This window comes from Novosphingobium aquimarinum, from assembly GCF_009746585.1.
GTDB lineage: Bacteria > Pseudomonadota > Alphaproteobacteria > Sphingomonadales > Sphingomonadaceae > Novosphingobium > Novosphingobium aquimarinum.
Map to the genome: position 1 here is coordinate 37066 of NZ_WRPO01000012.1, position 24900 is coordinate 61965.

The following is a 24900-nucleotide window of genomic DNA, read 5'->3' on the forward strand; positions in this document are numbered from 1 at the left end:
CCATGAACGCACCCTTTAAACCCGGATCGCAGGGCGGACGCGACCAATTTGCGGCCTACCTTTGCGACGAGGCATCGATCGACGTGCTGCGCCCGGTTGCGATCGAACTCGGCTGGCAGCCCGAAAAGTGCAACAAGGGCGGCCTGCGCAACGCCGTCCAGTCGCTCTCGATCACGGCGAGCCCGAACATCCTGATGGTCGACTTGTCGGAGAGCGGCGACCCGCTCAACGACATCAACGGACTGGCCGAAGTCTGCGAACCCGGCACGATCGTGGTCGCGGTCGGGCAGGTCAACGACGTCCGGCTCTATCGCGACCTCATTGCCAGCGGCATTCACGACTATCTGCTCAAACCGCTTTCGTCGGGCCAATTGCGCGATGCGCTGCAGCAGGCCCAGGCTGTCTTCGCCGCGCCGAAGGAACAGGCCAGCGGCGGCGGCAAGACCCACATCACGACTGCGGTGATCGGCACGCGCGGCGGCGTCGGCGGATCGACCATCGCATCCTCGCTCGCCTGGCTGTTCAGTAAGGACGCGCGGCTGCCGACGGCGCTGCTCGATCTCGACATTCACTTCGGGACCGGCGCACTTTCGCTCGACCTGGAGCCGGGGCGCGGCCTGACCGACGCGATCGAGAATCCCAGCCGCATCGACGGCCTGTTCATCGAACGCGCAATGATCCGCGCGAACGACAATCTCGCGATCCTCTCCGCCGAAGCGCCGATCAACTCGCCGCTGCTGACCGACGGCGCTGCGTTCGTCCAGCTCGAGGAAGAGTTCCGGCAGGCCTTCGAGATGACCGTGATCGATTTGCCGCGCAACATGCTCATCAATTTCCCGCAGCTGCTCGGCAACGTGAACGTGGTGGTGCTGGTCACCGAACTGACGCTGGCTTCCGCCCGCGATACGATCCGCCTGCTCTCCTGGCTCAGAGCCAATGCGCCGCAAACCCATGTGCTGGTCACGCTCAACAAGCTTCAGGCCAGCCTGGCGGAGATCAGCAAGGCCGATTTCGAGGCCTCGATCGAAACCACGATCGACGTGACGATCCCTTTCGACCTCAAGGCCGCCAGCAACGCCGCCAAACTGGGGCAGACGTTCGCCGAAGCCAACCGCTCGACACGCGCGGCCGCCGCGCTGCGCGAGATTGCGGCCAAAGTGCAGGGATCGAGCGAAGACGAGGCCGCCATCTCCGCGAGCTCCAAGAGCTCGCTGCTGGGCAAGTTCGACCTCAAGTCGCTCATGCCTCGGAAGGGCAAGGCCAAAAACGCCAACGCAGCCGTTCAGGCGGCCGAATGACAGCGCCAAGGGTGAGCGACCGCACGGCCCGCCCACCCGCGCTAAACGACGAGTAACGGACGAAACCGATGAGCCTGATCCAGCTACTGCTGTTCGCCGCCGGCGTGATGAGCATCATGGTCATCGGTTACGTGCTGCTGTCTGGCCCATCGGCCACGAAGGAGTCCGCGCGCCGCCTGCAAGCAGTGCGGTTTCGCCACTCGAACAACGCCAAGGACAGGGTCGAAGCGCAGATGCGCAAGGCGGTCGCCTCGCGCAAACCGCAGCGGCGCGCCTCCGCCAATTCTACCTCTCGCATCGATGCACTGGCCCTGCGCCTCCACCGCACCGGCAAGGACTGGACACTGACGCAGTATGTCTATGCCTCGGCCGGAATCATGGCCGTGCTGACGATCGTGGTCTTCTTCAAGAGCGGCGCCCCGCTGCTCGCGCTGGCTGTGGGACTGCTGGGCGGCGCGGGGATCCCGCACTTCGTCGTCAACTTCCTCATCAAGAAACGCTACAACACCTTCACCAGCAAGTTTCCCGATGCGATCGAACTGCTCGTGCGCGGCTTGCGCTCGGGCCTGCCGGTGACCGAGACGCTCAGTGTCGTAGCGACCGAAGTGCCGGGTCCGGTGGGGCAGGAATTCAAGCTGATCACCGAGCGCATCAAGATCGGCAAGACGATGGAGGACGCGCTGCAGGACACCGCGGACCGCCTGGCGATGCCCGAGTTCAACTTCTTCTGCATTACCCTGGCGATTCAACGTGAGACGGGCGGCAACCTCGCCGAGACGCTGGCGAACCTCGCCGACGTGCTGCGCAAGCGGTCGCAGATGAAGCTCAAGATCCGGGCAATGAGCTCGGAATCGAAGGCTTCCGCCTACATCGTCGGCGCCTTGCCGTTCATCGTCTTCCTCATGGTCTGGTGGGTCAACCCCAAGTACCTCACCGGCTTCTTTTCGGACGATCGCCTGATCGTCACCGGGCTTGGCGGCCTCACCTGGATGAGCATCGGCGCCTTCATCATGGCCAAGATGGTCAGTTTCGAGATCTGAGCGGGTAGGCAGGACACTTCATGACGACCCAACCGGCCGGCCCCACTCTACTTGGCTTCGACGTGATCTTCGTCGGCACTATCCTGGTGATGGTGGCGGCGATGGCGGCGATGCTCGCGATCTATGCAGCCGTCACCGTCAAGGATCCGATGGCCAAGCGCGTCAAGGCGCTCAACGAGCGCCGCGAGCAGCTCAAGGCGGGCATTAGCGTCGGCGCCCGCAAACGCGCCAGTCTCGTCCGGCGGAACGACACTACCGATCGCATGGGCCAGTTTCTGTCCGGGCTCAAAGTGCTGCAGGACAGCCAGATCAAGCAGATCGAGCAGCGGCTGGCGCAAGCCGGTATCCGCAAGAAGGAATGGGCCGTCGCCGTCGTCTTCGGGCGTCTCGTGCTGCCGATCGTGCTCGGCGTGACCGCGATCTTGATGATCTACGTGATCGATTATTTCCCCGAATGGGGTTCGATGAAGAAGTTCGCCGCCTTCGCGGTGATGCTGGGCTTCGGCTACAAGGCGCCCGACATCTACATCACCAACTTGGTCAAGAAGCGCACCGACGCGATCCGCAAGGGTCTACCCGACGCGCTCGACTTGCTGGTGATCTGCGCCGAGGCGGGTCTCACGGTCGATGCTGCCTTCGAGCGCGTCGCCCGCGAACTGGGCCGCGCCTATCCCGAACTGGGCGACGAGTTCTCGCTGACCTCGATCGAGTTGTCCTTCCTGACCGAACGCCGCGCCGCCTTCGAAAATCTCGCCTGGCGCGTCGATCTCGAAGCGATCAAGGGCGTGGTCACGACGATGATCCAGACCGAGCGCTACGGCACCCCGCTGGCTTCGGCGCTGCGCGTGCTTTCCGCCGAATTCCGCAACGAACGCATGATGCGCGCCGAGGAAAAGGCCGCGCGCCTGCCTGCGATCATGACCGTACCGCTGATCCTGTTCATCCTGCCGTGCCTGTTCATCGTGATTCTCGGCCCGGCCGCCTGCTCGATCGCGGATGCCTTCTCGGACGGCGGTCCCGGCTCGAACTAGCCGGGCCACACCAGAGGCGACAGGTACGAAATCCTCCGACCGGCCACTGCTTTTGGACGCTTTGCGGCTGATGATGCGGAAGCAGGCGGGGCCTCTTCGCCGAGGATAAACCGAAGTTGGTCGGGGAGACAGGATTCGAACCTGCGACCCTCTGCTCCCAAAGCAGATGCGCTACCAGGCTGCGCTACTCCCCGACCGTTCTTCGCCGTCGCGGCGGTGGTGGGCCCGGCAGGATTCGAACCCGCGACCTAGCCGTTATGAGCGGCCAGCTCTAACCGCTGAGCTACAGGCCCTGACCCGCGACACCACGTCCAGCGTGGCGGGTGCCGGACAACGCCCGTTACCGCCCCTCGTCTCGCTAGGCAAGCGTCACCGAACCCATGATGTCGGCAACGCTGGCGGGGCGCGCGCCGCGTCGTTCGAGGTGGGAGAAGACCGTGCGCCACCAATCGTAGAAGCCGTCGAGATCGGCCTCGCTGCGCACATAGGGTGTGTGCCCGGGTGCCAGGGACGGACTGTGGAAAGAATAGACCAGCACTTCCAGGCCTTCGTCGAGAGCGATGTCGGTGCCGCGCAAGGCTTCTTCCGCGGTGATTCCTTCGGGCGTCAGCGAGATCCGCTCGAGCAGGCCCGAACGCGCCAGCAGGCCGCGCAGCGACGGGGCGCGCCACAGCTGGGGGTAGATGGTGTGGCCGAGCTGGCGCAGCGGCCCCCAGTAGACCGTGGTCAGCGGCAGTTCGAGGAGCGACCGGTCCTCGCCCACCCAGTACGGCCGCAGCGGATGATTGCGATAGTTCGGGCCGCCGGTCTGACTGTAATCGAACCGGGATCGGACCGACGTGTCGATGGCAATGCCCGCCTCACGCAGCAGGCCCGCGGTATGCTGCCCGAGGCCATAGCGGCCCGCGCGATAGATGACCGGTGCTACGCCGAGGTTCTTTTCGATCGTATCGCGCAAATGCAGCAACTTCGCGCGCTCGGTTTCGACCGGCAGATTGCCGGCGTAGCTGTTGTATTCGGTCACTTCCTCGTCGAAGGGCGGGTTGACCCAGGGGTGGAGCTGGACCCCGATCTCGGCGCGCCCTGCCCGCGCCGCCTCACCGAGAATGTCGGCTGCGATCTTCGATGTGGCGACCGGAAAGTCGACCATATAGATCGGCACGACGCCGAAACCTTCACAGAATTGCTGGAACTTGCGCAAAGCCGGCACGGTCGCGAGCCCGAACTGTTCTCGCTGGATCGGTTTCGACCAATCGAACTCTTCCTCGACATCGACCGTGATGACGAAGCGCTGGCCAAATGCCGGATCGAAGGAAACGAAGTCGCTTCCTTTCGGCAAATCCAGCAAACTAGTTACCGCCACGGCTCTGCCCCCCACGTCCGCGGTCGCGTCTCGCAAACCATTCAGGCAGACTGCGACGACTTCGGATATTCCGCGTGGCTATGGCCGTGATCCAGCGCGGTCAACCCGGGCAGGCTCAGTTTGAGAGTGTTGTCATCGCGTTCGAGCGTGCCGCCCGCGCCCGCCGCTTCGGCCTGCGCGAGCCGGAGCGTGAAGCCGAAACCGAAGCGGCCCGTAAGCGGGGATTCGTTCAAGGGCGGACCGCCAGCGGCCAGCGCCGCGTCCCAGGCTTCCGGATCGGCCAAGGCGGACGGCAAGCCCACCGTGATCGTCACGCGGCCTTCGGATTCCTCGCAGGAAATGGGCAGGATTTCGCCCGTGCCGCTGTGCCACGCCATCGCTGCCAGGATGCGGCGAACGAGCTGTTCCGCATCGCCGCCTTCGATCGCCGCAAGCAGCGTCCCCCGGCCAGACAGCTCGAACCCGCTCCCTTTCGATTGGGACCATGCCGCCAGGCGGGCGATGCCCGATCGCACCACCGTCACCATGTCGCATGGCCCATCTCCCAGCGAGATTGCCCCGGTTTCGAGACGCACCAGCCGGTCGAGCTCGTCGAAGCCGGCCAGGATCTGGGCGATATCGCCGAGGATCGCGGCGGCCAGCGCGCGGTAATCGTGCGCGATCGCGCCGCCCATTTCCTGCTGGATGAAGCCGGCCGCGAACTGGATCGCGTTGGCGGGCGTGCGCAGTTCGTGCAAGACCTGCCGCATCCGGTCATGCTCGCTGTCACGTCCCGCGGCATCGCCCGCATCGGACACGGCAGGAAGCGCACGGCGGGCGCGCCCCAGATAGCCGGAGAAGTGCCCCGAGCTGCCATCGAAGCGCGGGCTTGCATCGATCCGCCAGTCGCCGGCGATCTCGGCCGCGCCTTCCAGGACCAGGGAGTGATTGCGCAGCGGCTGGCGCCTGCGGAACAGCTCGTGGACAGAGCCGGTCTGCATCCCGCCTGCGGAGACTTCGGCAGGCGCGATCTCGGCGCCCACCACCATGGCTGCGAGCCCGGGATCCGCCCAGTCGATCCGGCCGTGGGCGTCGGTGGTGAAGTCGAAGCAGGCGATCGGGGAAGCCGCCGCCTGCATGTCGTCGAGCGGGAGCAGCGGATGATCGGACTGCGGCACAGGCGCGGGCTTGCTGTGGCGACTGGCGCGAAATTCCTCGATCCGCCGGACGATGTCGCCGATCCCGGGTTCGAGCGTCGGCCGGCCCACGGGTCGCGGGCCGAAGGCGACGACGTTCTCGCGGCGCAATTCGGCGGGAATGGGCTGCGGCGTGAGTTCGATCTCCTCCGGCTCGGCAGCGGGCTCGGCCTCGATCGAAGAGTCTAACGGTTCGACCAATTCCAGCGGCTCGGGTTCCGGCATCGCGACGATTGCCTCGCCTGCCGGGAGACCGCGATCGGTGATGCCGAGACGTTCGAGCAGGGCAACGACTCTCGGCGGCAGATCGCGCCGATGGCGAAGAATGCCGCGCGCCCTCACCGGAAGCGCGGGAATGAGTTCCAGCCACTGCGTCTCGTCGAGATCGCCGGCGCGGATGGCGGCCGCAGCCACTTCGGGCTTATCGAGGACTAACCGGGCCAGCAGCTCGGGATTGGCGATGCTGAGGCCCGGTTCCTCAAGCACGGCGGCGCGGCGCGAGGACGGCAGACGCCGCCCCAGCGCTTCGAGCCGCGCATAGGCCGCATCGACCGCGGGCGAGGCGGAGGCCGGCGATCCGCCGGGCCATCTGCCGAGGATGTCGATCAGCTGACGATACTGGATCCACGCGAGCGCCTCGCTGCGGACCGGCAGGTTCAGTACCGTGGCAAGGCGATCATCGAAGTGCATCAGTGCTCCGCAGGCCGCTCTCACGCGGCAAGCGCGATAGGGCGTGGGTTGTCTCAAGCGTGCCTTCTAGCAAAGCCGCCGACGATCGGAAGATGGCGCGCAAAGGCCGTTGCAAAGCGGGACGATTTCGCTAGGAAATAATAATATTGCTAGTTTCCCGGCTCATGACCTGTGGAAATTCCAATCGCAAACCTTGGTGCGACATGCGCCGGTGCTAGGATAGCAGATCATGATCAATCTTGACGAAATCGATCGCAAGCTGCTCGCCGAGCTGCAGAGCGAGGGCCGCATCACCAATGTCGAACTCGCTCAGCGCGTCGGGCTGACCGCGCCGCCGTGCCTGCGGCGCGTGCGCAGCCTGGAGGAAGAGGGCATCATTCGCGGCTATCATGCCGATCTGGATGCCTCGAAGCTGGGGTTCACGATCACGGTCTTCGCGCTCGTCAGCCTCAAGAGCCAGGCCGAAGAAGCGCTGCGCCAATTCGAGGAACACATGGGCAGCCTTCCCGAAGTGCGCGAGTGCCACATGCTCAACGGCGAGATCGACTTCATCCTCAAGATCGTCAGCCGCGACTTGCAGAGCTTCCAGGAATTCCTCACGTCCAAGCTGACGCCCGCGCCAAACGTCGACAGCGTGAAGACTTCGCTGACGATCCGGACCGCGAAGAACGTACCGGGCGTGCCGCTCGGCTGATCAGTCTCCGCATTTTTCGGAGCCGCTCCCACCCGCGCTATTTGAGCTTCGCCGCCGCATCGAGCGCGAGCAGATAGCTGTCCGCCCCGAACCCGCAGATCGTTCCCTTGGCCGCCATCCCGACGTAGCTCTTGTGGCGAAATGCCTCGCGGGCATGGGGATTCGACAAGTGGACTTCGATCACCGGCGTGCGGATCGAGCGGATCGCGTCGAGTAGGGCGATGCTGGTATGCGTGAAGGCCCCGGCATTGAGGATCACGGCCGCGGCATCCTCGGCCTGCGCTTCGTGCAGCCAGTCGACCAAGTGTCCCTCGTGATTGGATTGGCGCATCTCGATCGTGAGGGCGAGCGCCTCGGCGCGCTCCGTCAGCTTTGCCGCGATATCGTCGAGCGTGTCCGCGCCATAGATTTCGGGTTCGCGCGTTCCGAGCAGATTGAGATTGGGGCCGTTGAGTACGTAGACGCAAGCTTGAGTCATCAGGGCTTTCCTGCTGGGGCGCCCCTGCCCTAGCCGCTGGCGCCAGCAATAGGCAAGCGCGCAGCCCACGTGATTTGGGTTCAGACTTGCGGAACCACCTCGACGCTCTCGTCGCTCATGGCCTCGTCCGCGAAGGGAATATCGACATCGCTGCCGCTGTCGAACCCGTCGGAGGGATCGGTCTCGTCGGGCATATCGTCCGGCTCGGGCGAGAATCCCTCGTCGCCTTCGCCGTCCGAACCGTAGAAGTCGGACAGGCCCGCGCCATTCGATGCCGCCTGCGCCGCGGCGCGCTGCGCCTCTGCCGCGCTGGCTTTGGCCTCCTGCGCTTCTTGCTGTGCCTGGGCCAGTTGCGCGCTCAATTCCTTTTCGCGAGCCTCATTGCCGCAAGCGCTCAGTGCGAGCGGGCACAAAGCAGCCAGCAGCCATCGAGCCCCGTTCAGCCGCACAGCAATCACTCCCTTCGAGCCTGGCGCCACCATGGCGCGTTGCGGCTCTATAGAGGTCCAATCGTTAGGTTTCGCTAAAAGTCCCGGATGCAAGACCGCCCTACGCTCAGCGGTCGGCGCCCTTCACTTTGCCCCACTGGCGCATCGCCGAATAGCCCAGGTAGCCTGTCCCGAACAAAGCGTAGAGCGGTTCAGGCAGTCCCCCGAGATAACCGGTCATGCCCTCCGCAATCGCGCTTGCCGTGTGCGGGCTGAATGCGGCGATCAGCCCCATCGGCATGGCCCACAGGATCATCGCATACATCACATAGAGGAAGCTCGGGCGGGCGCGGCTGGTCCACGGATCGCTGGATCCCGCCTCCGCGAGGATCGCGGAAAGCTGCGTCTGGAGCTGTTCCATGTCGCGCGAATTTTCCAGTTTGAGCAATTCCAGCTTGGCCCGCGCGCGCTCTTCGGGATCGGCAATGATCTTGTCGAGGATCCTGGCGAGAGGGCCGATCAGGGTTTCGAGAATGGCCATGAAGTTCGCTCCGCGCTGATGGAGCCGAACCATTTAGTGGACTGGGTGCGAGTAGGAAAATGGAAAAAGCGCGATCCGAGTATGCTTCGCGTACATGAGCTCGAATTACTCGCGAACAAAACTCGAGGCGATGTACAATCCAGCAAGTTGCCGCTCCCACCCCATTCTAAGTCGCCGTTGTCAACTTCACGCGAAATGCCTAAAGTCCCTTTCCCCCGAAGAGAAATGGGACCTGCCCATGCACAAGATCACTCTCGGACTGGCCGCCGCGGCGGCATCGATGGCTTTGCCAAGCCCGGCAACGGCCCAGCGCGACGTCGCCGAATTTTCGACCGAGGATGCCGAAGATCTGCTGGCGGGCGAGGAAGCCTCCGCTTGCGACGAAGCCTCGACCAAATGCCCGCGAACGAGCAATACGCGTGGCTTCACATTCGTCCGGCCGACGAATGGCGAAACGAAATCCGCACCGCAGCCGAAGGCGGCGATCACCAAGGCCCGCCCGGCGCGACCTGCGCCAGCTTCGGCTGGTCTCACGACGCCGCGCGCCGCGCAGGCGAGGGAATTGCCGCTGCAATTCAAGCTCGGGTCCTATGCGCTCTCGCCGCAATCCAAGGTCAATCTGCGCAATCTTGGCACGGCGATGAATAACCCGGCCAATCGCGACAAACGTATCCGTATCAGCGGGCATACCGACAAGTCTGGCAGTCTCGCGATCAACCAGCGCTTGTCGCAGCAACGCGCCGATGCTGCAGCAGACTATCTTGCGACTGTCGGCGTCGATCGCTCTCGCATCGAGACGGTCGGTCGCGCTTACGAAGAAGTCCTGCCCGGCAAGTCGCCGTACGATCCACGCAACCGCCGCGTCGAGGTCGAACGCATCGACTGAATTGGGCGCGATGGAAGCGAACCGCGCGGTATCGCTTGGCTGAAGGGGAGACAGAACCATGGTGGGTATGCCCGCATCGAGGATCACCGATATCCACGCTTGCCCTGTCTGCCCGTCCGGCCCGGTCAGTACCGGATGGCCGACCGTGCTCACCGGCAGCATGCCGCAGGCTCGCATCACCGACGTGTGTGTCTGCACAGCCGGCGTCGATCCGATCGTGACGGGCGCGTTCACGGTCCTGGTCGGCGGGATGCCGGCGGCGCGCATCGCCGATCTTACTGGCGCGGGAGGCGCGCTCGTCACCGGGTACCCCACGGTCCTCATCGGGTTGGGGTGACCGTGCCCGGCGTCTGCGCAAATCATGCCTGAGGTCGGGCCGGCGCCGGTTGCGACCGAGACTGACGCGTGGCGCGCGATCAATACGCTTGTCGCGGCGCCATTGGCCTTATGGCTGCTCATCCTCGCGGGCAATCGCGCCTTTGCGGCCGTGATCGAGAGCGGCGCGCTCGGAGACGACGACCGGGCCGTCGTCGGCTTATTCACCGTGCTGCTCTATGGCGGAATGCTTCTGTGCGGCTGGATCGGCGGTCGGCTCTTCGGAGTGAGGCCGCTGCATCGTGGCGCCCAGCCCGCTCGCGCCCTCGCCATCGGTTCGAGCCTGGGCGCGTTCGGCATGCTCGTCTGCCTTGCAGTCTGCGTCTTCGGTGATGCGGTTCTGCTGGGTGGAGGATCGCCGCAAGCCGGTTTCGTCTGGCTCGCACTGCTGCTGAGCGTGCTGCAAGTTCTGGCCGAGGAGGTCGTCTTCCGCGGCTGGGTCCAGCCTGTGCTCGCCGAGACCTGGGGGCCCGCGATGGGCGTCAGCCTGTCCGCGCTCGCGTTCGCGCTGCTACATCTGGCGGGCGGCGCCGAGGGATTTCTGACGATCGCGAACCTCTTTCTCGGCGGGCTGGTGATGGGGCTTCTCGCGCTTCGCAGTGGCGGGATCCTGGCGTCTTTCGCATTCCACTACGTGTGGAACGTGAGCGAGGAATCGCTGTTTGGGTTGGTCCCCAATCCCGGTTCGCCGGTCTTCGGAAGCCTCGTCGACCTGGACCTCGCTGGCCCCGAGTGGCTCGGCGGGGGACCTCAAGGGCTCAATGCGTCCGTGGCGATGACTGCGGCGCTGGTGCTCGTGCTGGCCGTGATCGCCCTCGCCGGCGCGCGCGACAGAACCACCCGGCCGGTCGCTTCCACATAGGGACGCTCAAGATCAGGTCGCTGCGTCGGCCCGCGCCACGTCGATCGCATCCCGAGTCTCGAAGAAGGCCTTGAGCGCGTTGCCTTCCAGGCGCTCGCTCTTGCCGGTATCGATGCTGAGCGGATCCACCTTCTTGCCCTGAATGTGCACTTCATAATGCAAGTGCGGGCCCGTGGTGCATGTACCGGTATTGCCGACATAGCCGATCGTCGTGCCTTGCGCGACTTGCTGCCCGGCGCGCGCCCCTTCGGCATAGCGGCTGAGGTGGAAGTAGCGCGTCTCGTAGCCGCTCTCGTGCGCGATGATCACCATGTTGCCGGCGCAGCGGCTGGGCGAGGCCGAGATGATCCTGCCTTGCGCAGCGGCATAAATCGGCGTGCCGACCGGCGCGGCGAAATCGGTGCCCCCGTGAAGCCGATTATATTTGAGCACCGGATGGAAGCGCATGCCGAACTTCGAGGTGATGCGCGCGCCGTCGATCGGCGTACGCATGAACGCTTTCACGGTGCTGACGCCGTTTGCATCGAACCAGCCGGGTTTGGTCTGGCCCGGCGGCGCGAAGCGGTACAGCTCCTTGGACTTCGCCTCCGTGGCGAGCGAGACATAGAGCAGTTCGGGCCGCCCCACCCGCTCACCGCGCGCGTTGACCTTCTCCGCGAAGGCCACTTCGAAAATGTCGCCCGGAGACACCTCGCGCTGCAAGTCGAAATCGAACGCGAAGGCGTTGGCGAAGTCGCTGATGAGGCTGTCGACGACGCCGGCCGAGACCGCCGAACTGTAGAAGCTGTCGGTATCGAGTTCACCGCGCACCACCGTGACCTTGCGCTTGACCGCCACAGCCAGCGGCTGCGCGCGCAAGCCTGCCACGCTCGCGGTAATTCTGGTGCCGGAGCCATCGGGTCGCATCGCCGCCAGCCAGAGCAGCCGCTCCCCTTCTCCCAGCGCGAACTCCAGATCGAGCTCGGTTCCCGGCGCGATCGCTTCGCGGACCAGGGCCGAGGCCTTTTCGGCCATGTCGGCATCGATACCTGCAGCTCGCAGCGAGCTGGCAACGTCTTGCGACGAGGCGAGCTTGAGAGTGCGCAGGCTTTCGCCGGACGTCTGCGGTTGCGGTGCTGAATTGCTGGACTCGCTGCCCGCTGCAGGAGGCACATCCGATCCGGTAACTGCCGGCAAGTCCGAAACCGGCGCGTGACTGGACCAGAACAACAGCCCACCTGCCATGACCCCGCAAGCCAGCAAGCCGGCGAGCGCCAGACCGAACCGCCGCGACTGGTGCAAAGCGGCCGTCGCTGCCGTAGCCTTCTCGGCTCCGGTCGGCGAACCATCGCCGCCCCAGGTGCGCGGATCGAAGGACGCCTGCCCGGCTGCGAACTCGTCGGGGGCGGCGACCTCGTCGGAGGTGCCGACTCGCCCTTCCTTCGAATCCGGTCCGGCGCCCCCGCCGAGGCCATCTCCTGACTTCAACCAGGTGCGCGGATCGAAATTCGCGTCGTTACCGGACGAGGAAACCATGACTGCAAGTTATCACGTCAATGTGAGAAAAATAACATCCCTTCCCTGGCAGTCCTTGTCGTTTCGAGACTTTCGTTAGGGCCTGATCTTGCTATGCTCCTCGCGGTGGGCCGCTATTGGGGGTTGGCTGTTGTCTGAGAACAATAGGGTTGCATGGCGCGAAGGCATGTTCCTGCGCCCGCAGCATTTCCAGGAACAGGACCGTTATTTCACGGCGCTGATCAACATGCGCCTCAATGCCGCTCAGCCCTGGAACTGGGGCATCACCGAAATCGTCATCGACGAAGAACTCGCCGGGATCGGCAAGTTCGCCGTCGCGCGCTGTTCGGGCATCATGCCCGACGGCACGCCGTTCTCGATTCCCGGAACGATGCCGCCGCCCGAACCGATCGATATTCCGGGCGACGTGCGCGACGCGCTGGTCAGTCTCACGCTTCCCGCCCGGCAGGACGGCGCGCTCGAATTCGCCGAAGCGCAGGAGACGCGTGCGATCGACGCCCGCTTCCTGGTCGAGGAAGCCGAAATCCTCGACAGCTTTTCGAGCGAGCGCGCGTCCGAGATTTTGGAGGTGGGGCGGCCCAACTTGCGCTTCGGAGTCACGCGCGAGCAGCTCTACGGCCGGATCACGCTCGGGCTCGCACGGATACGCGAGGTCGATAACAAGGCACTGCGCTTCGACAATCGTTACGTGCCGCCCACGCTCGACATCGCCTCGGCCCCGGCGCTGCAAGGCGGCCTCGTCGACATCATCGGCCGGGCCGAACAGCGCGCCACCGAACTGGCCCTGCGCGCCGTCGAGGCAACCGAAGGCGGCGCGGAGACCTTTTCCAGTTTCCTGCTGCTGCAGACGCTGAACCGATGGATCCCGCATCTCCAGCATCTCGAAGCGATGCCGATGATTCATCCCGAACGGCTCTACCAGTCGCTCGGCTCGATGGCGGGCGAGCTGGCGACGCTGATCCGCTCCGATCGCAAGCCGCCGACGCTGCCGCGCTACGATCACGAGAATCCGGAGACCTGCTTCTCGGTCGTCTACAGTCTGCTGCAATCGATGCTTTCGGCGGTGTTCGATCGATCGGCGGTGCAGTTGCCGCTCAAGCAGGTCGGCCCCGGCGCTTATGCGGCGACGATTACCGATCACACGCAGTTTCGCACCGGGTACTTCTTCCTGGCGGTTTCCGCCCTTGCCAATGTCGAGGAAATCCGCGCGGCCTTCCCCTCGGTGGTCAAGATCGCGACGCTGCAGAAGATCCAGTCGGTGGTCGATTCCTCGCTGGTCGGTGTGCCGATCCGCCATGCGCCGACCCCGCCGCCGCAGATCCGGGTGCTGCCCGGCTACGTCTATTTCGAACTCGACCGCGGCGTGCCCGAATGGGACGAATTCCAGCAGACCCCGGCGCTGTGCATGCACGTCGCCGGAGAATGGCACGAACTCAAACTCGAATTGTGGTGTGTCAAAAGCGAGAGGAGCTGAAACGGCCTGCGCCGGACGAGTGCGGGATCGTGAGGGACGATGAGCAACGGCAACGACGAGAGCGGACCTCCCGACCGGAACAAGACCGTGTTCCGTCCCTCGCCGTTGCAGAATGCGCGCAACGCCAAGTCCGGAACGGCACAGCCGGCACCGCCGCCGTCGCCCGGTGGGTGGGGCAGCCCGCCCCAGCCACCACCGCCGCCTGCACCAGCAACGGGCGGATGGGGTAGCCCGCCCGGCGGGTCGCCTTCGCAGCCGGCACCGCCACCTCCCTCACCTCAAACGCCCGCATCACCACCGCCCGCCCCCGGCCAGAACCCCTGGGGTGCGCCACCGCCGCCCCCCGGACCTTCGAGCGGATGGGGTGCGCCGCAACCGTCTCCGGCGGACAACCAGTGGGGCAACGCCTCACAGCGCGCGGGCTTCGAGCAGGCGCCCGATCCGGACACGTTCGGCCGCCAGCCCGCGCCGCAGTCGAACCCTTGGAATGCGCCCGCCGCCCCGCCACAGGCACCGGCCGGGCGGCCCGACCAGCCGCCGCCGGGCATGGCGCCCTCGCGGCTGGGCGACGACGACGTCCCTCTCCCCGACGAACCGCGCGTCGTGCGCAATGTCATCCTCGACGAAGCACTGCCCGCATTGTCCCTCGCCGCCTCGATCCGCGCCGGCCGCGTACGCGCGCCGATGCAGCAGTTCCATCGCGAAGTGACTGCCGCGATCGCCCGCTTCGAACGCGCGATCATGGCCTCCACCCGCCACACCGAGGAGCAGAAGCAGCGCGCCAAATACGCCGTCTGCGCCACGATCGACGACATCGCCCAGAACCTTGCCTATTCGACGACCGACGGTGCCGAATGGGCGCGCCGCTCGATGGTGGTGCAGTTTTTCCGCGAGAACATCGGCGGTGACCGCTTCTGGCAACTGGTCGATGATCTGCTGCGCAGCCCGCGCGAGAATTACGACCTGATCGAGCTGTTCCACGCCTGCATCGCCGCCGGATTCGAAGGCCGCTTCCGTCGCATGCCCGACGGTCGCCAGCGGCTGCAGGAAATCATGACGCGGCTCAACGGCGCGCTCGACCACGTCCGTTCGCTGTCGATGACCGAGCTCTCGCCGCGCTGGCGGGGCGAGAATGCGCCGGCAAGCCGTATCAACTTCTGGAACTACGTGCTGCTGGGCCTGGCGGCCGCGGCGGGTTTCCTGCTGCTGGTCTACATCGTCTTGCGCCTGATCCTGATGTTCTCGGGCGACGCGCCGTGGGATCGGCTCGGCGGCATCAACGAAGGCGATCCGCTCTCGCTCTCCCGCGAGGCGAGCGCGCTGCCGCCCGAAGGGCCGAGCGCGCAAGCCGCCGGTCTGCGACGCTTCCTTGCGCCCGAGATCGAACAAGGCCTGGTGAAGGTCGAGGAAGATTCGCAGACCGTCCGCGTGCGCACCACCGTCGGCCAGCTGTTCGAATCGGGTTCCGACCAGCTCGAGCCCGGACGCGAAGCTCTGTTCCGCCGCATCGGGCAAGCGATCGAGCAGGACAAGAGCGGCTTCGTCACGGTCGAGGGCCATTCGGACAGTGACAAGATCTCGGGCAATCTTGCCTTCCCGGACAACATGGCGCTGTCCGAAGCGCGCGCAGAAACGGTCGCGAAGATCCTGCGCGACGAGATCACCAGAGTGGAGAGGATCGAACCCAAGGGCTTTGGCGAGACTCGCCCGGTCGCGAGCAACGCCAACGCCGAAGGCAAATCGCTCAATCGCCGCGTCGAGGTCGTCGTCCCGCGCCGCTCGAACGAGGGCGTCCAATGATCCGCGGGTTCTTCCATCGGCTTTTCACCAACTGGTGGGTGCTGACGATCACGGTCGTCGTGCTGCTGTGCCTGACGCTGTCGGTCGGGCTGCCGATGGTGCTGCCGCAAATGCAGCCGCTGTGGATCCGGCTGAGCCTTTCGGGTGCGGTGATCGGCATCTGGCTGATCTTCGTGTTCCTGCGCATCCGCAAGGCGCGCACGGCGGCCAAGGCGCTGGAACAGGAACTCAATCCGCCAAGCGCCGCTGACGAGGAAGAAAAGCTGCTTGGCGAGCGCATGGGCAAGGCGCTGGCCTCGCTGCGCGAAGCGACTGGCGAGCGCCGCAATTACCTCTACAACCGCCCCTGGTACGTCATCATCGGCCCGCCCGGCGCCGGCAAGACGACCGCGCTGCTCAATTCGGGCCTGCGGTTCCCCTTCGCCGAACAATCGGCCAAGGGCCTTGGCGGGACCCGCAATCTCGATTTCTGGTTCGCCGACGAAGCCGTGCTGGTCGATACCGCCGGCCGCTACACCTCGCAGGATTCGGACGAGGAGGTCGACAGCCGCGGTTGGGGCCGGTTCCTCGGGCTGCTCAAGAAGCACCGTCCGCTGCAGCCGGTGAACGGCATTCTCGTCGCGATCGGTGTCGACGAACTGGTCGGTGCCGATTGCGCCGCGATCGATCGCCACGCCGCCGCCGTGCGCCGCCGCCTCGCCGAACTGCGCCGCACGCTGGAAGTCGCGCCACCGATCTACCTCGTTATCACCAAGGCCGACTTGCTCGCCGGGATGACCGAGTACTACGCCGATCTCGATGTCGAGGGCCGGCGCGCGGTGCTTGGCTCGACCTTCGACTATGCTGCGGGCCGCTACAATTCCAGCCAGATCGCCAAGGCCTTCGACGAGATGGCCCAGGCCGCGATCGACCGCCAGCCCAAGCGCCTGCTCGAGGAACCCGACCAGAACCGCCGCAGCCTGATCCTGGGATTCCCGTCGCAGCTGCAATCGATCCGCGCGCGGGTGATGCGCTTCATCGACGGGGCTTTCCTCGATGCGCCCGAGGCGCAGACCGGACGGCTGCGGGGGTTCTACTTCGCCAGTGGCGTCCAGGAAGGCACGCCGCTCGACCGCATCATGTCGAGCATGGCCGAAGTCTACGACGTCGATCAGGTCGTCTCGAACCCGCAGCAGGGCCGCGCCTACTTCCTCAACCGGCTCGTGCGCGAAGTGATGATCCCCGAGGCCGGGCTGGTCGTCACTGACCCCAAGGCGCAGGCGCGGAACCGCGCGATCCTCGCCTCGATCCTCGGCGCGATCGGCGTGTTCACCGCGCTGACGCTGGTCGCCTGGGGCGTCAGCTTCGCCAAGAACCGCACGTTCCAGAACGATCTCGTCGCGCAGGCCGCGGCGGCCGAGCGGATCAAGGGCGAGCAAGGCATCGACATGCGGCAAGTCCGCGCCAGCGACGCCGATCTCGCGAGCGCGCTGCCGCTGCTCAATGCGCTGCGCAACCTGCCATACGGCTATGCCAGCCAACTGGAGGGCGGGCCGCCCTGGACCATGCGTTTCGGGCTGTTCCAGGAAGGGCTCGCCGACCAGGCCGCCGAAACCTATCGCGACGCGCTGCGCCGAGTCATGCTGCCCCGCCTGATCCTGCGGCTCGAAGACTACATGCGCAGCAACCGGCAGGACCCGCTGGCGCTCTACGAGCCACTCAAGACCTACCTCATCCTCGGCGGCAAGGGCCCGATGGACGAGGATGCGGTGGAAGCCTGGGTGATGCGCGACTGGGCGACCGAAGTCTATCCGGGCGCCGACCGTGCGCGCGAACGCCAGCAGCTCAACGCGCATCTCAAGGCGCTGCTGACCGACCGCAACCTCACCACCGTATGGGCCGGACGCAGCGCGCCACTCGACGGCGAACTGGTCGCCGCATCGCGCGCCAGCATCCTGACCCTGTCCGCTGCCGAGCGCGGCTATGCGCTGATGCGGCAGCAGGCCAATGCCGGCAAGTCGCCGTGGCGGATGTCGAACGTGCTCTCGCAAGGTGATGCACTGGCCTTCGCCGACCCGAACCGAGTCATGGCGATCCAGATTCCGTTCTTCTTCACGCGGGCCGGGTACGAGCAGCGTTATATCGTCGGCCTCGCCACGGTCGCCGCCGACTTGCGCAAGGACTTGTGGATGTTCGGGCCGGACGCGAAGAACGAAGGCTTGCTGTCCGAGATCGGCGATCTGCGCCCCGGCATCGCCAACCTCTATGCCACCGATTACATCGCGGCCTGGGACAAGACCATAACCTCGCTCGAGCCGGGCGCCTACTTCTCCGATCCGGTCGCCTTCGGTGCGATCACCAAGAGCCCGTCGCCGCTCAAGAAGGTCCTGTCCGAACTGCGCAAGAACACCATTTTCGAAGGCGGCGCGACCGCGCTTGGCAAGCAGCTGGTCGATCGCGGGCTGGCGCGTTCCTCCACTGGCCGCCTCGCGCGCAACTTGCGCACCGACGGGCCGAGCGGGCTCGATGCGGCAAGCGAGATCACTGCCTACTTCCGCCCGCTCCACGATTACACCGGCGACGGCAAGCGCGCCGGCGAAGTCGACGAACTGGTCGATGCAATCAAGCAGGCGGGCAAGGCGATCATCGCGGCCGAATCCATCGGCGGCGGCGGCGGGGCCGATGCGACGCAGGCGGGCGCGGCCTCGGCGATGGCCGAAGTGCAGGCCGCCGCCGCCGGCGCCCCGCCGCAACTTCAGGAATTTGTCAAAGAGGCGACGCAGCGCGGCAGCACCGCGCGGATCAGCGCTGCCACGGGCGCGATCACGGACGCCTATACCCAATCCGTGATGCCGGCGTGCCGGGAGGTCGCCACGGACAAATACCCTTTTTCGGATCGTCGGACGAGGATGCCTCCCTCGCCGACCTCCAGCGCGTGTTCGGCAGCGGGGGCCTGATCGACGGCTTCGTTTCGGACAGGCTGGCTCCGCTGATCGATCGCGAGGGCCCCGTCTGGCGCTGGGTGCGCGATGACCCGCTGACCGCTTCGCTCGATCCCACCAGCCCGCAAAGCTTCGCCAAGGCGCTGGCGGTGCGCGATCTGCTGCTCTCCGGCGTGCCGCTCAAGGTGCAACTGACGGGCAAATCCGCCGATGTTTCCGAAGTTCAGTTCTCCTCGGGCGGTACGACCTACCGTTTCAAGGAGACCGGCGGCACGCCCCGTAACATCGTGTGGGCCGGCGCCGGCAGCTTGCCCGAAGCCTCGGTCACCTTCTTTGCGCCCGAAGCAAGCGAGGGGGCCGAGGGCGGCGCCCCCGCTCCGCTCAAGGAGACGGCGAAAATCGAGACCGACGGGCCCTGGGCGCTGTTCCGGCTGATGGACGCAGGCCGGATGAGCAATGACGGGGAGCGGCGGATCACCGTCACTTTTGACCGCAACGGCCAGTCCGCGCGCTTCGCCATCACTCTGCCCGGCGAATCGAACCCGTTCAGCCGCGGCGGCCTCTGGTCGTTCCGCTGCCCGACGACGCTGTGAGCGGCGCCGCGCTCTTCGGCAAGCTGCCGGCGCATGGCGATTTCGTCTGCCGGGGCTTCGATGGGCAAGCCCAGGCGGCAATCGACGCATGGCTTTCGGACTCGCTCATTGCGGCGCAGGAGCGGTTCGCGGACGACTGGCGCGACCGGTTCGATCGCGCCGCGCCCTGGTTGTTCGCAGGGTGCGACGATGCCGGCTGGCACGCGGGCGCAGTCAGCCCGTCTGCGGACAAGGCGGGGCGGCGCTATCCCGTCTATGCCGTGTGCGCGGCGCCCAATGGCGAAGCCGCAGAGTCGCTGGCCGGCGATGTGCTCGAAGTGCTTTACGCCGCGATCGGCGAAGGGCTCGACGCGGACGACGTGCTTGCTAGACTGGATCGGCTTGGCGAATGCGCGGTCGGGACCGGCAAAGCCGACAGCCCGCCGGAATTGCCACGCTGGTGGGTGACCGACCTGGAAGGCGGCATCGTGAGCGAGACCAACGGAGCGCGTCCCCCGGATCTCGTTTCGCAGATGCTCGCCCTATCGCCGGACGGGGGTGACGATGCAGCTTAAGCTCGACGGGTCCGCCGTGACGCATTGCGGCAAAGTGCGCAGCGTCAACGAAGATGCGATCTGCGATTGTCCGCAGGCGAATGTCTGGGCGGTGGCCGACGGGATGGGCGGGCACGCCAAGGGCGAGTGGGCCTCCTCCGTGATCGCCGCCAGTCTCGCCGAAGGCCCAGTCGGCGATGACTTCGAGGCCGCCTGTCATGCGCTGGCCGATCGCATTCATGCCGCCAACCGCACGATCTTTGCCGAGTCGCAGAGCCGTGGCGAGCAAATGGGCAGTACGGTCGTCGCGCTGCATGTGCGCGATGATCGCTTCGCGGTGATCTGGGTGGGCGACAGCCGCGCGTACCTGCTGCGCGACCGGCAGCTCTACCAACTCACCGTCGATCATTCGCGCGTGCAGGACATGGTTGAGCAGGGTCTGCTCGATCCGGCCGAGGCGGAGAACCATGCAATGCGCAACATGCTCTCGCGCGCGGTCGGCGTGATGGAGGAGGTGCAAGTCGACATCGTCGCCGACTGGACCGTCGCCGGGGACGTCTTCCTGCTGTGCAGCGATGGCCTCACCTGCCTGCTCGGCAACGACGAAATCGCGCGCGTCCTGACCGAGCGGCGTACGGACGGCGCCGTCGCGACATTGCTGGATATGGTGCTCGAACGCGGTGCGCCCGACAACGTTTCGATCGTGGCGATCGACGTCGGCGAAGCGACGCAGCTTCAGGCGAAGCAGACAGATACGAACCGAATGGAGAGTGGCGCTCCGGACGCCGGGACAGCTCCCTGACTTGCACGGACATGCAGGCCAGCGAGGCGCGTCGGTAGATCGTCCGGCTCAAGCCTGGCGGATGCAGCCGCGGCCGCGCGGTCAGCGTGTGCTGTCCATGTAGGCTTTGCGGAACTCCTTGGCGAAAACGTCCATGAACGCCTCGTCCGACCCTTCGGCGACGCCGGAAAACTCACGCTCGTAGGCTTTCCACAAGGCCGCTTCGCGCGTGCCGGGAATGATCTTGAGAATGCCGCTGCCGTCGGCACGCTTGCGGATCGCATCGGGCGAGAAGCGCTCCAGCGTCGCCTTGAGCGCGCCTTGCATGGCCTTTAGCGTCGCCATCTGGTGCGCCTGCAGATCCTGGAACGCGTCTTCGACCGCGCGCAATCCGTCCATGAAGCCGCGCTCGGGATCTTTGAGCAACTGGCTCAGCGCATCCTCGGTATTGCGTGCGAACTTGAGCGGGTTGTTGTCATCGTAGGAGAAGCTGGTGCCTTCCGCCCCCAGCTGCTGCTTCGCACGCGCGCGCGCCTCGATCATCATCGTCAGCCCGGCGACGAGCCGATGCATCAGCATGCCGGTGCGCTGCGCGAGATCCTCGGGGGGAAGCCCCAGTGCATCGGCATCGATGTGCATCGCCTGCGCCAGCGCCGCAGCGAGCGCGCCATGATCGGCCGTCTTCGGCGGAACACCACCGGCTGCCGCGTCGGTGGAGCGCGACGGCGCAGGCGCGGCCCCGAAGCTTTGCGGATCGGGCGCCGGCGCGGCACCGCGTGCCGTCTCCTGCGGCGGGCCGAGCGGGATGCTGAAGGGGTCGGACCGTGGATCGCCCGCCCCGAGGCCCAAAGGATCGGGATTGGCAGTCGACGGCTGGTTGAAGCCGCCGCGCGCCCAATCGACCACGTAGCTCTGTGCCAGTTCTCCCCAGGCGTCTCCCGGACGAGCAGCGGCTGCCGGTCCCGCTTCCGAGGACCAGCCGGAAGCCGCCATGCGATCGGGCTCCTGGCTCGACCAGACCGATTGCTTCGGCGGATCGGGAGAGCGCTGCGACGGCGTCCACCCTTCCCCGAACGGCTGCACGTAATCGGGCTGCTGCCCCCCGGGCGGCGGCGCACCGGAAGCGGTGTCCGGAGCATCATAGAGCTTGCCCCAGCCTTGCCAGCGTTCGCCCTCGGCTCGCGCTTCGTGTTCCGCCTGTTCGTCGCGAAAGGCCTCGACGGCATCGCCGCTCAGGCTCGCGATCAGTTCGTAGGGGCCGATCAGGAACCGGTCCCCATGCTCGATCCGGCGGCGGCCGTTCATCCGAACAGCGGCGCCATTCAGGAAAGTGCCGTTCGTGCTCAGGTCCTCGAGCCAGTAGAAGCCGCCTTCGAAGCGCAGCATGCAATGGGTCGAGGAAATGTACTTGTTCGGATCGGGCAGGCACCAGTCGCTGGTCGGCGACCGACCGATCTTGGCGCCGCGCCGGGCGAGGACGAACTCGGCAGGCAAGCCGTTGCTCAGCCTGTCCATGTCCTGGATCGTCAGTGTCAGCGTCATGGACTCGTCGCAAACCGGGGCCGGGAGCCGACCTTCGATATCCTAGTGAGCATGTTCCAGGCCCATCTGCAAGGCGCGCGCGGCGCGTTCCGCATCGGGCCCCTTGCGATAGGCCGCGCCCAGAACCGCGACGCCGGCGAAGCGCCCCGCGGCATGCGGCGGCGGTTCGACGGGCTCGAGGTCCGGCGAGGACACGTTGCCTCCCGAAAAGAAGGCGGCCAGCGCGATCATGCGTTCGGGACTGTCTTCGCGCGCGAGCTGCGAGGCCGCGAAAGCCGCGCGCCGATAGGCCTCGATTGGCTCCCCGACCCAGCGTTGCACCGAATCCAGCGCCTGCTGCTCGGGGCGGGCGAGGCCATCGATGCGCGACATCTCGTCGAGGAACAGACACCCCCAGCGCACTGCCTCGAAGCGCGGCAGTGCCATGGCCAGGTAACTGATCGCTTCCGGGGCACGCCCTTGCGCAAGATAGGCGCGGTGGCATTCGGCCACATCCCGGGGCATCGCCGCGATCTCGGCTTCATCGCGGTCCAGCAGGCGCAGGATCTGATTGCTTTCGGTCCACTGGACCTTGCTCCACGGCTGGTTCTGCGTCTTGGTCATGGCCACGCTCAATTTATCATCACAATGCCGCCCTTGGCGGTCAGCATCGCCGATCCGGAGATCTGGGTCATCATTCCCGATGCATTGAGCATTCCATCGGCTTTGAGCGTGAGCTGCGGGCCTTTGAACTGGATGCCCATGTTGTCGATCGTGATCGACGTCATTCCGACCTTGAGTTCGATCGAGACTCCCGCTTCGATCTTGATGTTGGTGCCGGCCTTGATCTTCAGTTCCTGGCCGACCTCGAGCGTATCGTTGACCCCGATCGTGGTCTCGCGATCGTTGCTGACGGTTTCGGTTCGATCATGCCCCACGTCGAGCTTCTGGTCGCGTCCGATCGAGACATGTTCGTCGTGGCCGACGGATCGCTCGCGGTCGTAGCCGACGTTCACTTCCTGATTGTGTCCGACATGATGGGTCTCGTCGAAGCGGATACGCGTGTTCATGTCGCGCTCGGCGTGGAGGAACACTTCCTCCGACCCGCCCTTGTCCTCGAACCGCAGTTCGTTGACTCCGGGTTTGCCGGAATCGAGATCCTCGGTGTCGGGATAGCTGCCGGTCTCGCCGTAACGCAACGTGCGCCACAACGCCCGCGTCTTGTGCTCGGGCAGCGGGTAGATCGGCTTGTGCTTCGAATTGAACACACGGCCGACCACGATCGGCCGATCGGGATCGCCGTTGATGAAATCCACCAGTACCTCGTGCGAAACCCGAGGCAGGATCAGATTGCCCAGCCCGCCGGTCTGCGAGACGCGAATCCAGCACGTCGATTTCTCACCCGGCGAATCCGAACGGTCCCAGTGGAACCGCACTTTCACGCGCCCCCACTCGTCGGTGTAGATGGTCTCGTCTTCGGGGCCGGTGATGATCGCCGATTCGAGGCCGCGCACGATCGGCCGTGGTACGGTGATCTCCGGTCGGAACGCGCGGCTGGTGGGAATCGCCTCGAACTCCACGTAGCCGCTGTCCTCTTCGCCGCTGTTGCCTGAACGGTATTCCTCGATCGCGAAGCGGTGGTGCGTCCTGGTGATCAGGTACGTGTCGTTCATGCGCGGCTGGGGGTGGTTGTGGACTCTAAGATGCGTGCCGACGGCGAGACCCGTCGCCTGGCTTTCTCCCGAAAAGACCTGACGCGATGTGCGATGGCCTTCGAGGCCGACTTCACCGAGATGCTTCGCGCGCTGTTCCTCGACCAGCTTCCCCGGGAAGACGTAGACTTCCTTGTTGTCGTTGGGGTGCTCGCCATCGGCGCTCGTCAATGCCTCGACCGGCGCATCGGCTTTCGCGAAATCGTAGTCGCGGACCGTGACCTTGCTGCGCAGGCTGCTCGATACGCATTCGAGCCACTTGGTCAGGGTGTAGTGGTCGAGATGCTCCACCGCGCGAACCCGCTCCGAGGCGACCGAAAGCGACGCGGCGGCGTAATTGAACTCGAGGCTGCTCGGTTTGGCCGTGGGATGTACCGACTGCGAATCGCAAAGCTTCATCACGTGCCGATCAGCCTTATGCTCGAAATAATAGTAGATGCCTTCTTCCTGCATCAGCCGCGCGGCGAAGGCGAAATCGCTTTCGGCATACTGCACGCAATAGGGCCGCCGATCGTAAGTCTTGGTGAGCCCGCCGACGTCGAAATCGGAAATCCCCGCGTTCTCGAACGTGCGCTTGATGATGTCGACCGCGGTCATGTCCTGGTAGATCGCGTAGTCGATGTTCTGGTCCAGCAGGACGGTCCAGGGCATCACGATCAGATCGTAGATGAAGCCGATCGCGCGCTCCCGGACCATCCTCGCTTCGACGAGGATGCCATGAAAATAGCGCAGGAATTCGTCGTCCTCGAAGCAGCTGACCGCCACCGGCTTGGTCAGGTGCGGCAGCAGATCGAGCTCGCCCAGCGGTGAGGCGATCTGGACCGTGAGCGAAAAGGGCTTGCCCAGTTCCTCGGTGCCGGTGAGGCGTACGATATCGACCTGCTCGCCTCCGAGGTCGATTTTCAAGCGCAGCTGGCGCGTGTCGGTTCCTGCCATGGCGAAGCCTCTCGATCCCTAGCTATTCGCGTATCGGAAGGTCGCAAGATCCCCGCAAAAATCACGCCCTGAAACGATATGCCACCCACGCGAGACAACCAAATTCCTTGCCTGCGCGCAATACCCATTGGGCGCCTGAAAATTCCCGGGTGGCGTAAGAACCGCAGGGCGCTCGACTGCGTGTTTACTCAATAGGACAAGTTTTGCATAGTGCGCCAAGCGGGGCCGGGTACTGTCCTCGTTCTTCGGCACA

At 65.5% G+C, this 24900-nt stretch carries 22 protein-coding genes and 2 tRNA genes; 13 read left to right on the forward strand and 11 right to left on the reverse strand.

What is annotated here, in order from left to right; all coding sequences use genetic code 11:
* Positions 1-2: 2 nt before the first annotated feature.
* From GQO94_RS12785 to GQO94_RS12795, 3 genes are all read left to right on the forward strand, one after another.
* Positions 3-1298, forward strand: coding sequence for a pilus assembly protein CpaE (locus GQO94_RS12785; protein ID WP_156841937.1), 1296 nt, complete (start codon positions 3-5; stop codon positions 1296-1298).
* A gap of 68 nt (positions 1299-1366) precedes the next feature.
* Entirely contained in the window at positions 1367-2338 is a 972-nt protein-coding gene (locus GQO94_RS12790; RefSeq protein WP_156841938.1) for a type II secretion system F family protein, read from the forward strand.
* A gap of 20 nt (positions 2339-2358) precedes the next feature.
* The gene (locus GQO94_RS12795) at positions 2359-3369 is read left to right on the forward strand and encodes a type II secretion system F family protein (RefSeq protein ID WP_156841939.1); all 1011 of its coding nucleotides are present in this window, start codon (positions 2359-2361) and stop codon (positions 3367-3369) included.
* A gap of 117 nt (positions 3370-3486) precedes the next feature.
* Here GQO94_RS12795 and GQO94_RS12800 read toward each other — a convergent pair.
* The 4 genes from GQO94_RS12800 to GQO94_RS12815 form a co-directional block, all read right to left on the reverse strand.
* Positions 3487-3563 (reverse strand) — tRNA-Pro (locus GQO94_RS12800).
* A 23-nt stretch (positions 3564-3586) separates the two neighbouring features.
* A tRNA-Ile gene (locus GQO94_RS12805) sits at positions 3587-3662 on the reverse strand.
* A gap of 65 nt (positions 3663-3727) precedes the next feature.
* Entirely contained in the window at positions 3728-4732 is a 1005-nt protein-coding gene (locus GQO94_RS12810; protein WP_156841940.1) for a polysaccharide deacetylase family protein, read from the reverse strand.
* Between the two features lie 41 nt (positions 4733-4773).
* On the reverse strand, positions 4774-6597 hold the full coding sequence (locus GQO94_RS12815) for an ATP-binding protein (protein ID WP_156841941.1): 1824 nt from the start codon (positions 6595-6597) through the stop codon (positions 4774-4776).
* 229 nt (positions 6598-6826) lie between these two features.
* On the opposite strand from GQO94_RS12815, the gene GQO94_RS12820 reads away from it, so the two are divergent.
* Positions 6827-7291 (forward strand): Lrp/AsnC family transcriptional regulator, encoded by a 465-nt coding sequence (locus tag GQO94_RS12820; RefSeq protein WP_156841942.1) that lies wholly within the window; start codon positions 6827-6829, stop codon positions 7289-7291.
* A gap of 37 nt (positions 7292-7328) precedes the next feature.
* Here the strand turns inward: GQO94_RS12820 and aroQ are convergent, their stop codons facing one another.
* From aroQ to GQO94_RS12835, 3 genes are all read right to left on the reverse strand, one after another.
* The gene (aroQ, locus tag GQO94_RS12825; RefSeq protein WP_156841943.1) at positions 7329-7769 is read right to left on the reverse strand and encodes a type II 3-dehydroquinate dehydratase; all 441 of its coding nucleotides are present in this window, start codon (positions 7767-7769) and stop codon (positions 7329-7331) included.
* Positions 7770-7849: 80 nt separating this feature from the next.
* Positions 7850-8218: a hypothetical protein gene (locus tag GQO94_RS12830; protein ID WP_156841944.1), complete on the reverse strand. Its 369-nt coding sequence runs from the start codon at positions 8216-8218 to the stop codon at positions 7850-7852.
* Between the two features lie 106 nt (positions 8219-8324).
* Positions 8325-8738, reverse strand: a complete 414-nt coding sequence (locus GQO94_RS12835) for a holin family protein (protein ID WP_156841945.1) — start codon at positions 8736-8738, stop codon at positions 8325-8327.
* Positions 8739-8976: 238 nt separating this feature from the next.
* Between GQO94_RS12835 and GQO94_RS12840 the strand changes: the two genes are divergently transcribed.
* The 3 genes from GQO94_RS12840 (at position 8977) to GQO94_RS12850 (ending at position 10861) form a co-directional block, all read left to right on the forward strand.
* A complete protein-coding gene (locus tag GQO94_RS12840) occupies positions 8977-9624 on the forward strand; it encodes an OmpA family protein (protein ID WP_198045958.1) in 648 nt (215 codons plus the stop codon).
* A 67-nt stretch (positions 9625-9691) separates the two neighbouring features.
* Positions 9692-9961: a PAAR domain-containing protein gene (locus GQO94_RS12845; RefSeq protein WP_232332922.1), complete on the forward strand. Its 270-nt coding sequence runs from the start codon at positions 9692-9694 to the stop codon at positions 9959-9961.
* 24 nt (positions 9962-9985) lie between these two features.
* Positions 9986-10861 carry a CPBP family intramembrane glutamic endopeptidase gene (locus GQO94_RS12850; RefSeq protein ID WP_156841946.1) on the forward strand — a complete coding sequence of 292 codons (876 nt, stop codon included), beginning with the start codon at positions 9986-9988 and terminating at the stop codon, positions 10859-10861.
* Between the two features lie 12 nt (positions 10862-10873).
* Here GQO94_RS12850 and GQO94_RS12855 read toward each other — a convergent pair whose 3' ends face one another.
* Positions 10874-12376 (reverse strand): M23 family metallopeptidase, encoded by a 1503-nt coding sequence (locus tag GQO94_RS12855; protein ID WP_156841947.1) that lies wholly within the window; start codon positions 12374-12376, stop codon positions 10874-10876.
* A 130-nt stretch (positions 12377-12506) separates the two neighbouring features.
* On the opposite strand from GQO94_RS12855, the gene tssK reads away from it, so the two are divergent.
* From tssK to GQO94_RS12880, 6 genes are read left to right on the forward strand one after another with little or no spacing between them, the layout of a single operon-like run.
* Positions 12507-13850 (forward strand): type VI secretion system baseplate subunit TssK, encoded by a 1344-nt coding sequence (tssK, locus tag GQO94_RS12860; protein ID WP_156841948.1) that lies wholly within the window; start codon positions 12507-12509, stop codon positions 13848-13850.
* A gap of 39 nt (positions 13851-13889) precedes the next feature.
* Complete coding sequence (gene icmH, locus GQO94_RS12865; protein WP_232332923.1) at positions 13890-15650, forward strand: type IVB secretion system protein IcmH/DotU; 1761 nt, start codon at positions 13890-13892, stop codon at positions 15648-15650.
* Complete coding sequence (tssM, locus tag GQO94_RS12870) at positions 15647-18586, forward strand: type VI secretion system membrane subunit TssM (protein ID WP_232332924.1); 2940 nt, start codon at positions 15647-15649, stop codon at positions 18584-18586. Before icmH ends, tssM begins: the two co-directional genes overlap by 4 nt.
* Positions 18565-19164: a type VI secretion IcmF C-terminal domain-containing protein gene (locus GQO94_RS21040; RefSeq protein WP_232332925.1), complete on the forward strand. Its 600-nt coding sequence runs from the start codon at positions 18565-18567 to the stop codon at positions 19162-19164. The genes tssM and GQO94_RS21040 overlap by 22 nt, the downstream gene beginning before the upstream one ends.
* Positions 19161-19718, forward strand: coding sequence for a type VI secretion system-associated protein TagF (tagF, locus tag GQO94_RS12875; RefSeq protein ID WP_198045959.1), 558 nt, complete (start codon positions 19161-19163; stop codon positions 19716-19718). Before GQO94_RS21040 ends, tagF begins: the two co-directional genes overlap by 4 nt.
* Complete coding sequence (locus GQO94_RS12880; RefSeq protein WP_156841950.1) at positions 19708-20499, forward strand: PP2C family protein-serine/threonine phosphatase; 792 nt, start codon at positions 19708-19710, stop codon at positions 20497-20499. The genes tagF and GQO94_RS12880 overlap by 11 nt, the downstream gene beginning before the upstream one ends.
* A gap of 81 nt (positions 20500-20580) precedes the next feature.
* On the opposite strand, the gene tagH is transcribed toward GQO94_RS12880, so the two are convergent.
* Genes tagH through GQO94_RS12895 form a run of 3 tightly spaced genes read right to left on the reverse strand, consistent with a single transcriptional unit; the run spans position 20581 to position 24647 of the window.
* On the reverse strand, positions 20581-22020 hold the full coding sequence (gene tagH, locus GQO94_RS12885) for a type VI secretion system-associated FHA domain protein TagH (RefSeq protein ID WP_156841951.1): 1440 nt from the start codon (positions 22018-22020) through the stop codon (positions 20581-20583).
* 42 nt (positions 22021-22062) lie between these two features.
* Positions 22063-22623 (reverse strand): DUF6931 family protein, encoded by a 561-nt coding sequence (locus GQO94_RS12890; protein ID WP_156841952.1) that lies wholly within the window; start codon positions 22621-22623, stop codon positions 22063-22065.
* Positions 22624-22631: 8 nt separating this feature from the next.
* Positions 22632-24647, reverse strand: coding sequence for a type VI secretion system Vgr family protein (locus GQO94_RS12895; RefSeq protein ID WP_156841953.1), 2016 nt, complete (start codon positions 24645-24647; stop codon positions 22632-22634).
* Between the last annotated feature and the right edge of the window lie 253 nt (positions 24648-24900).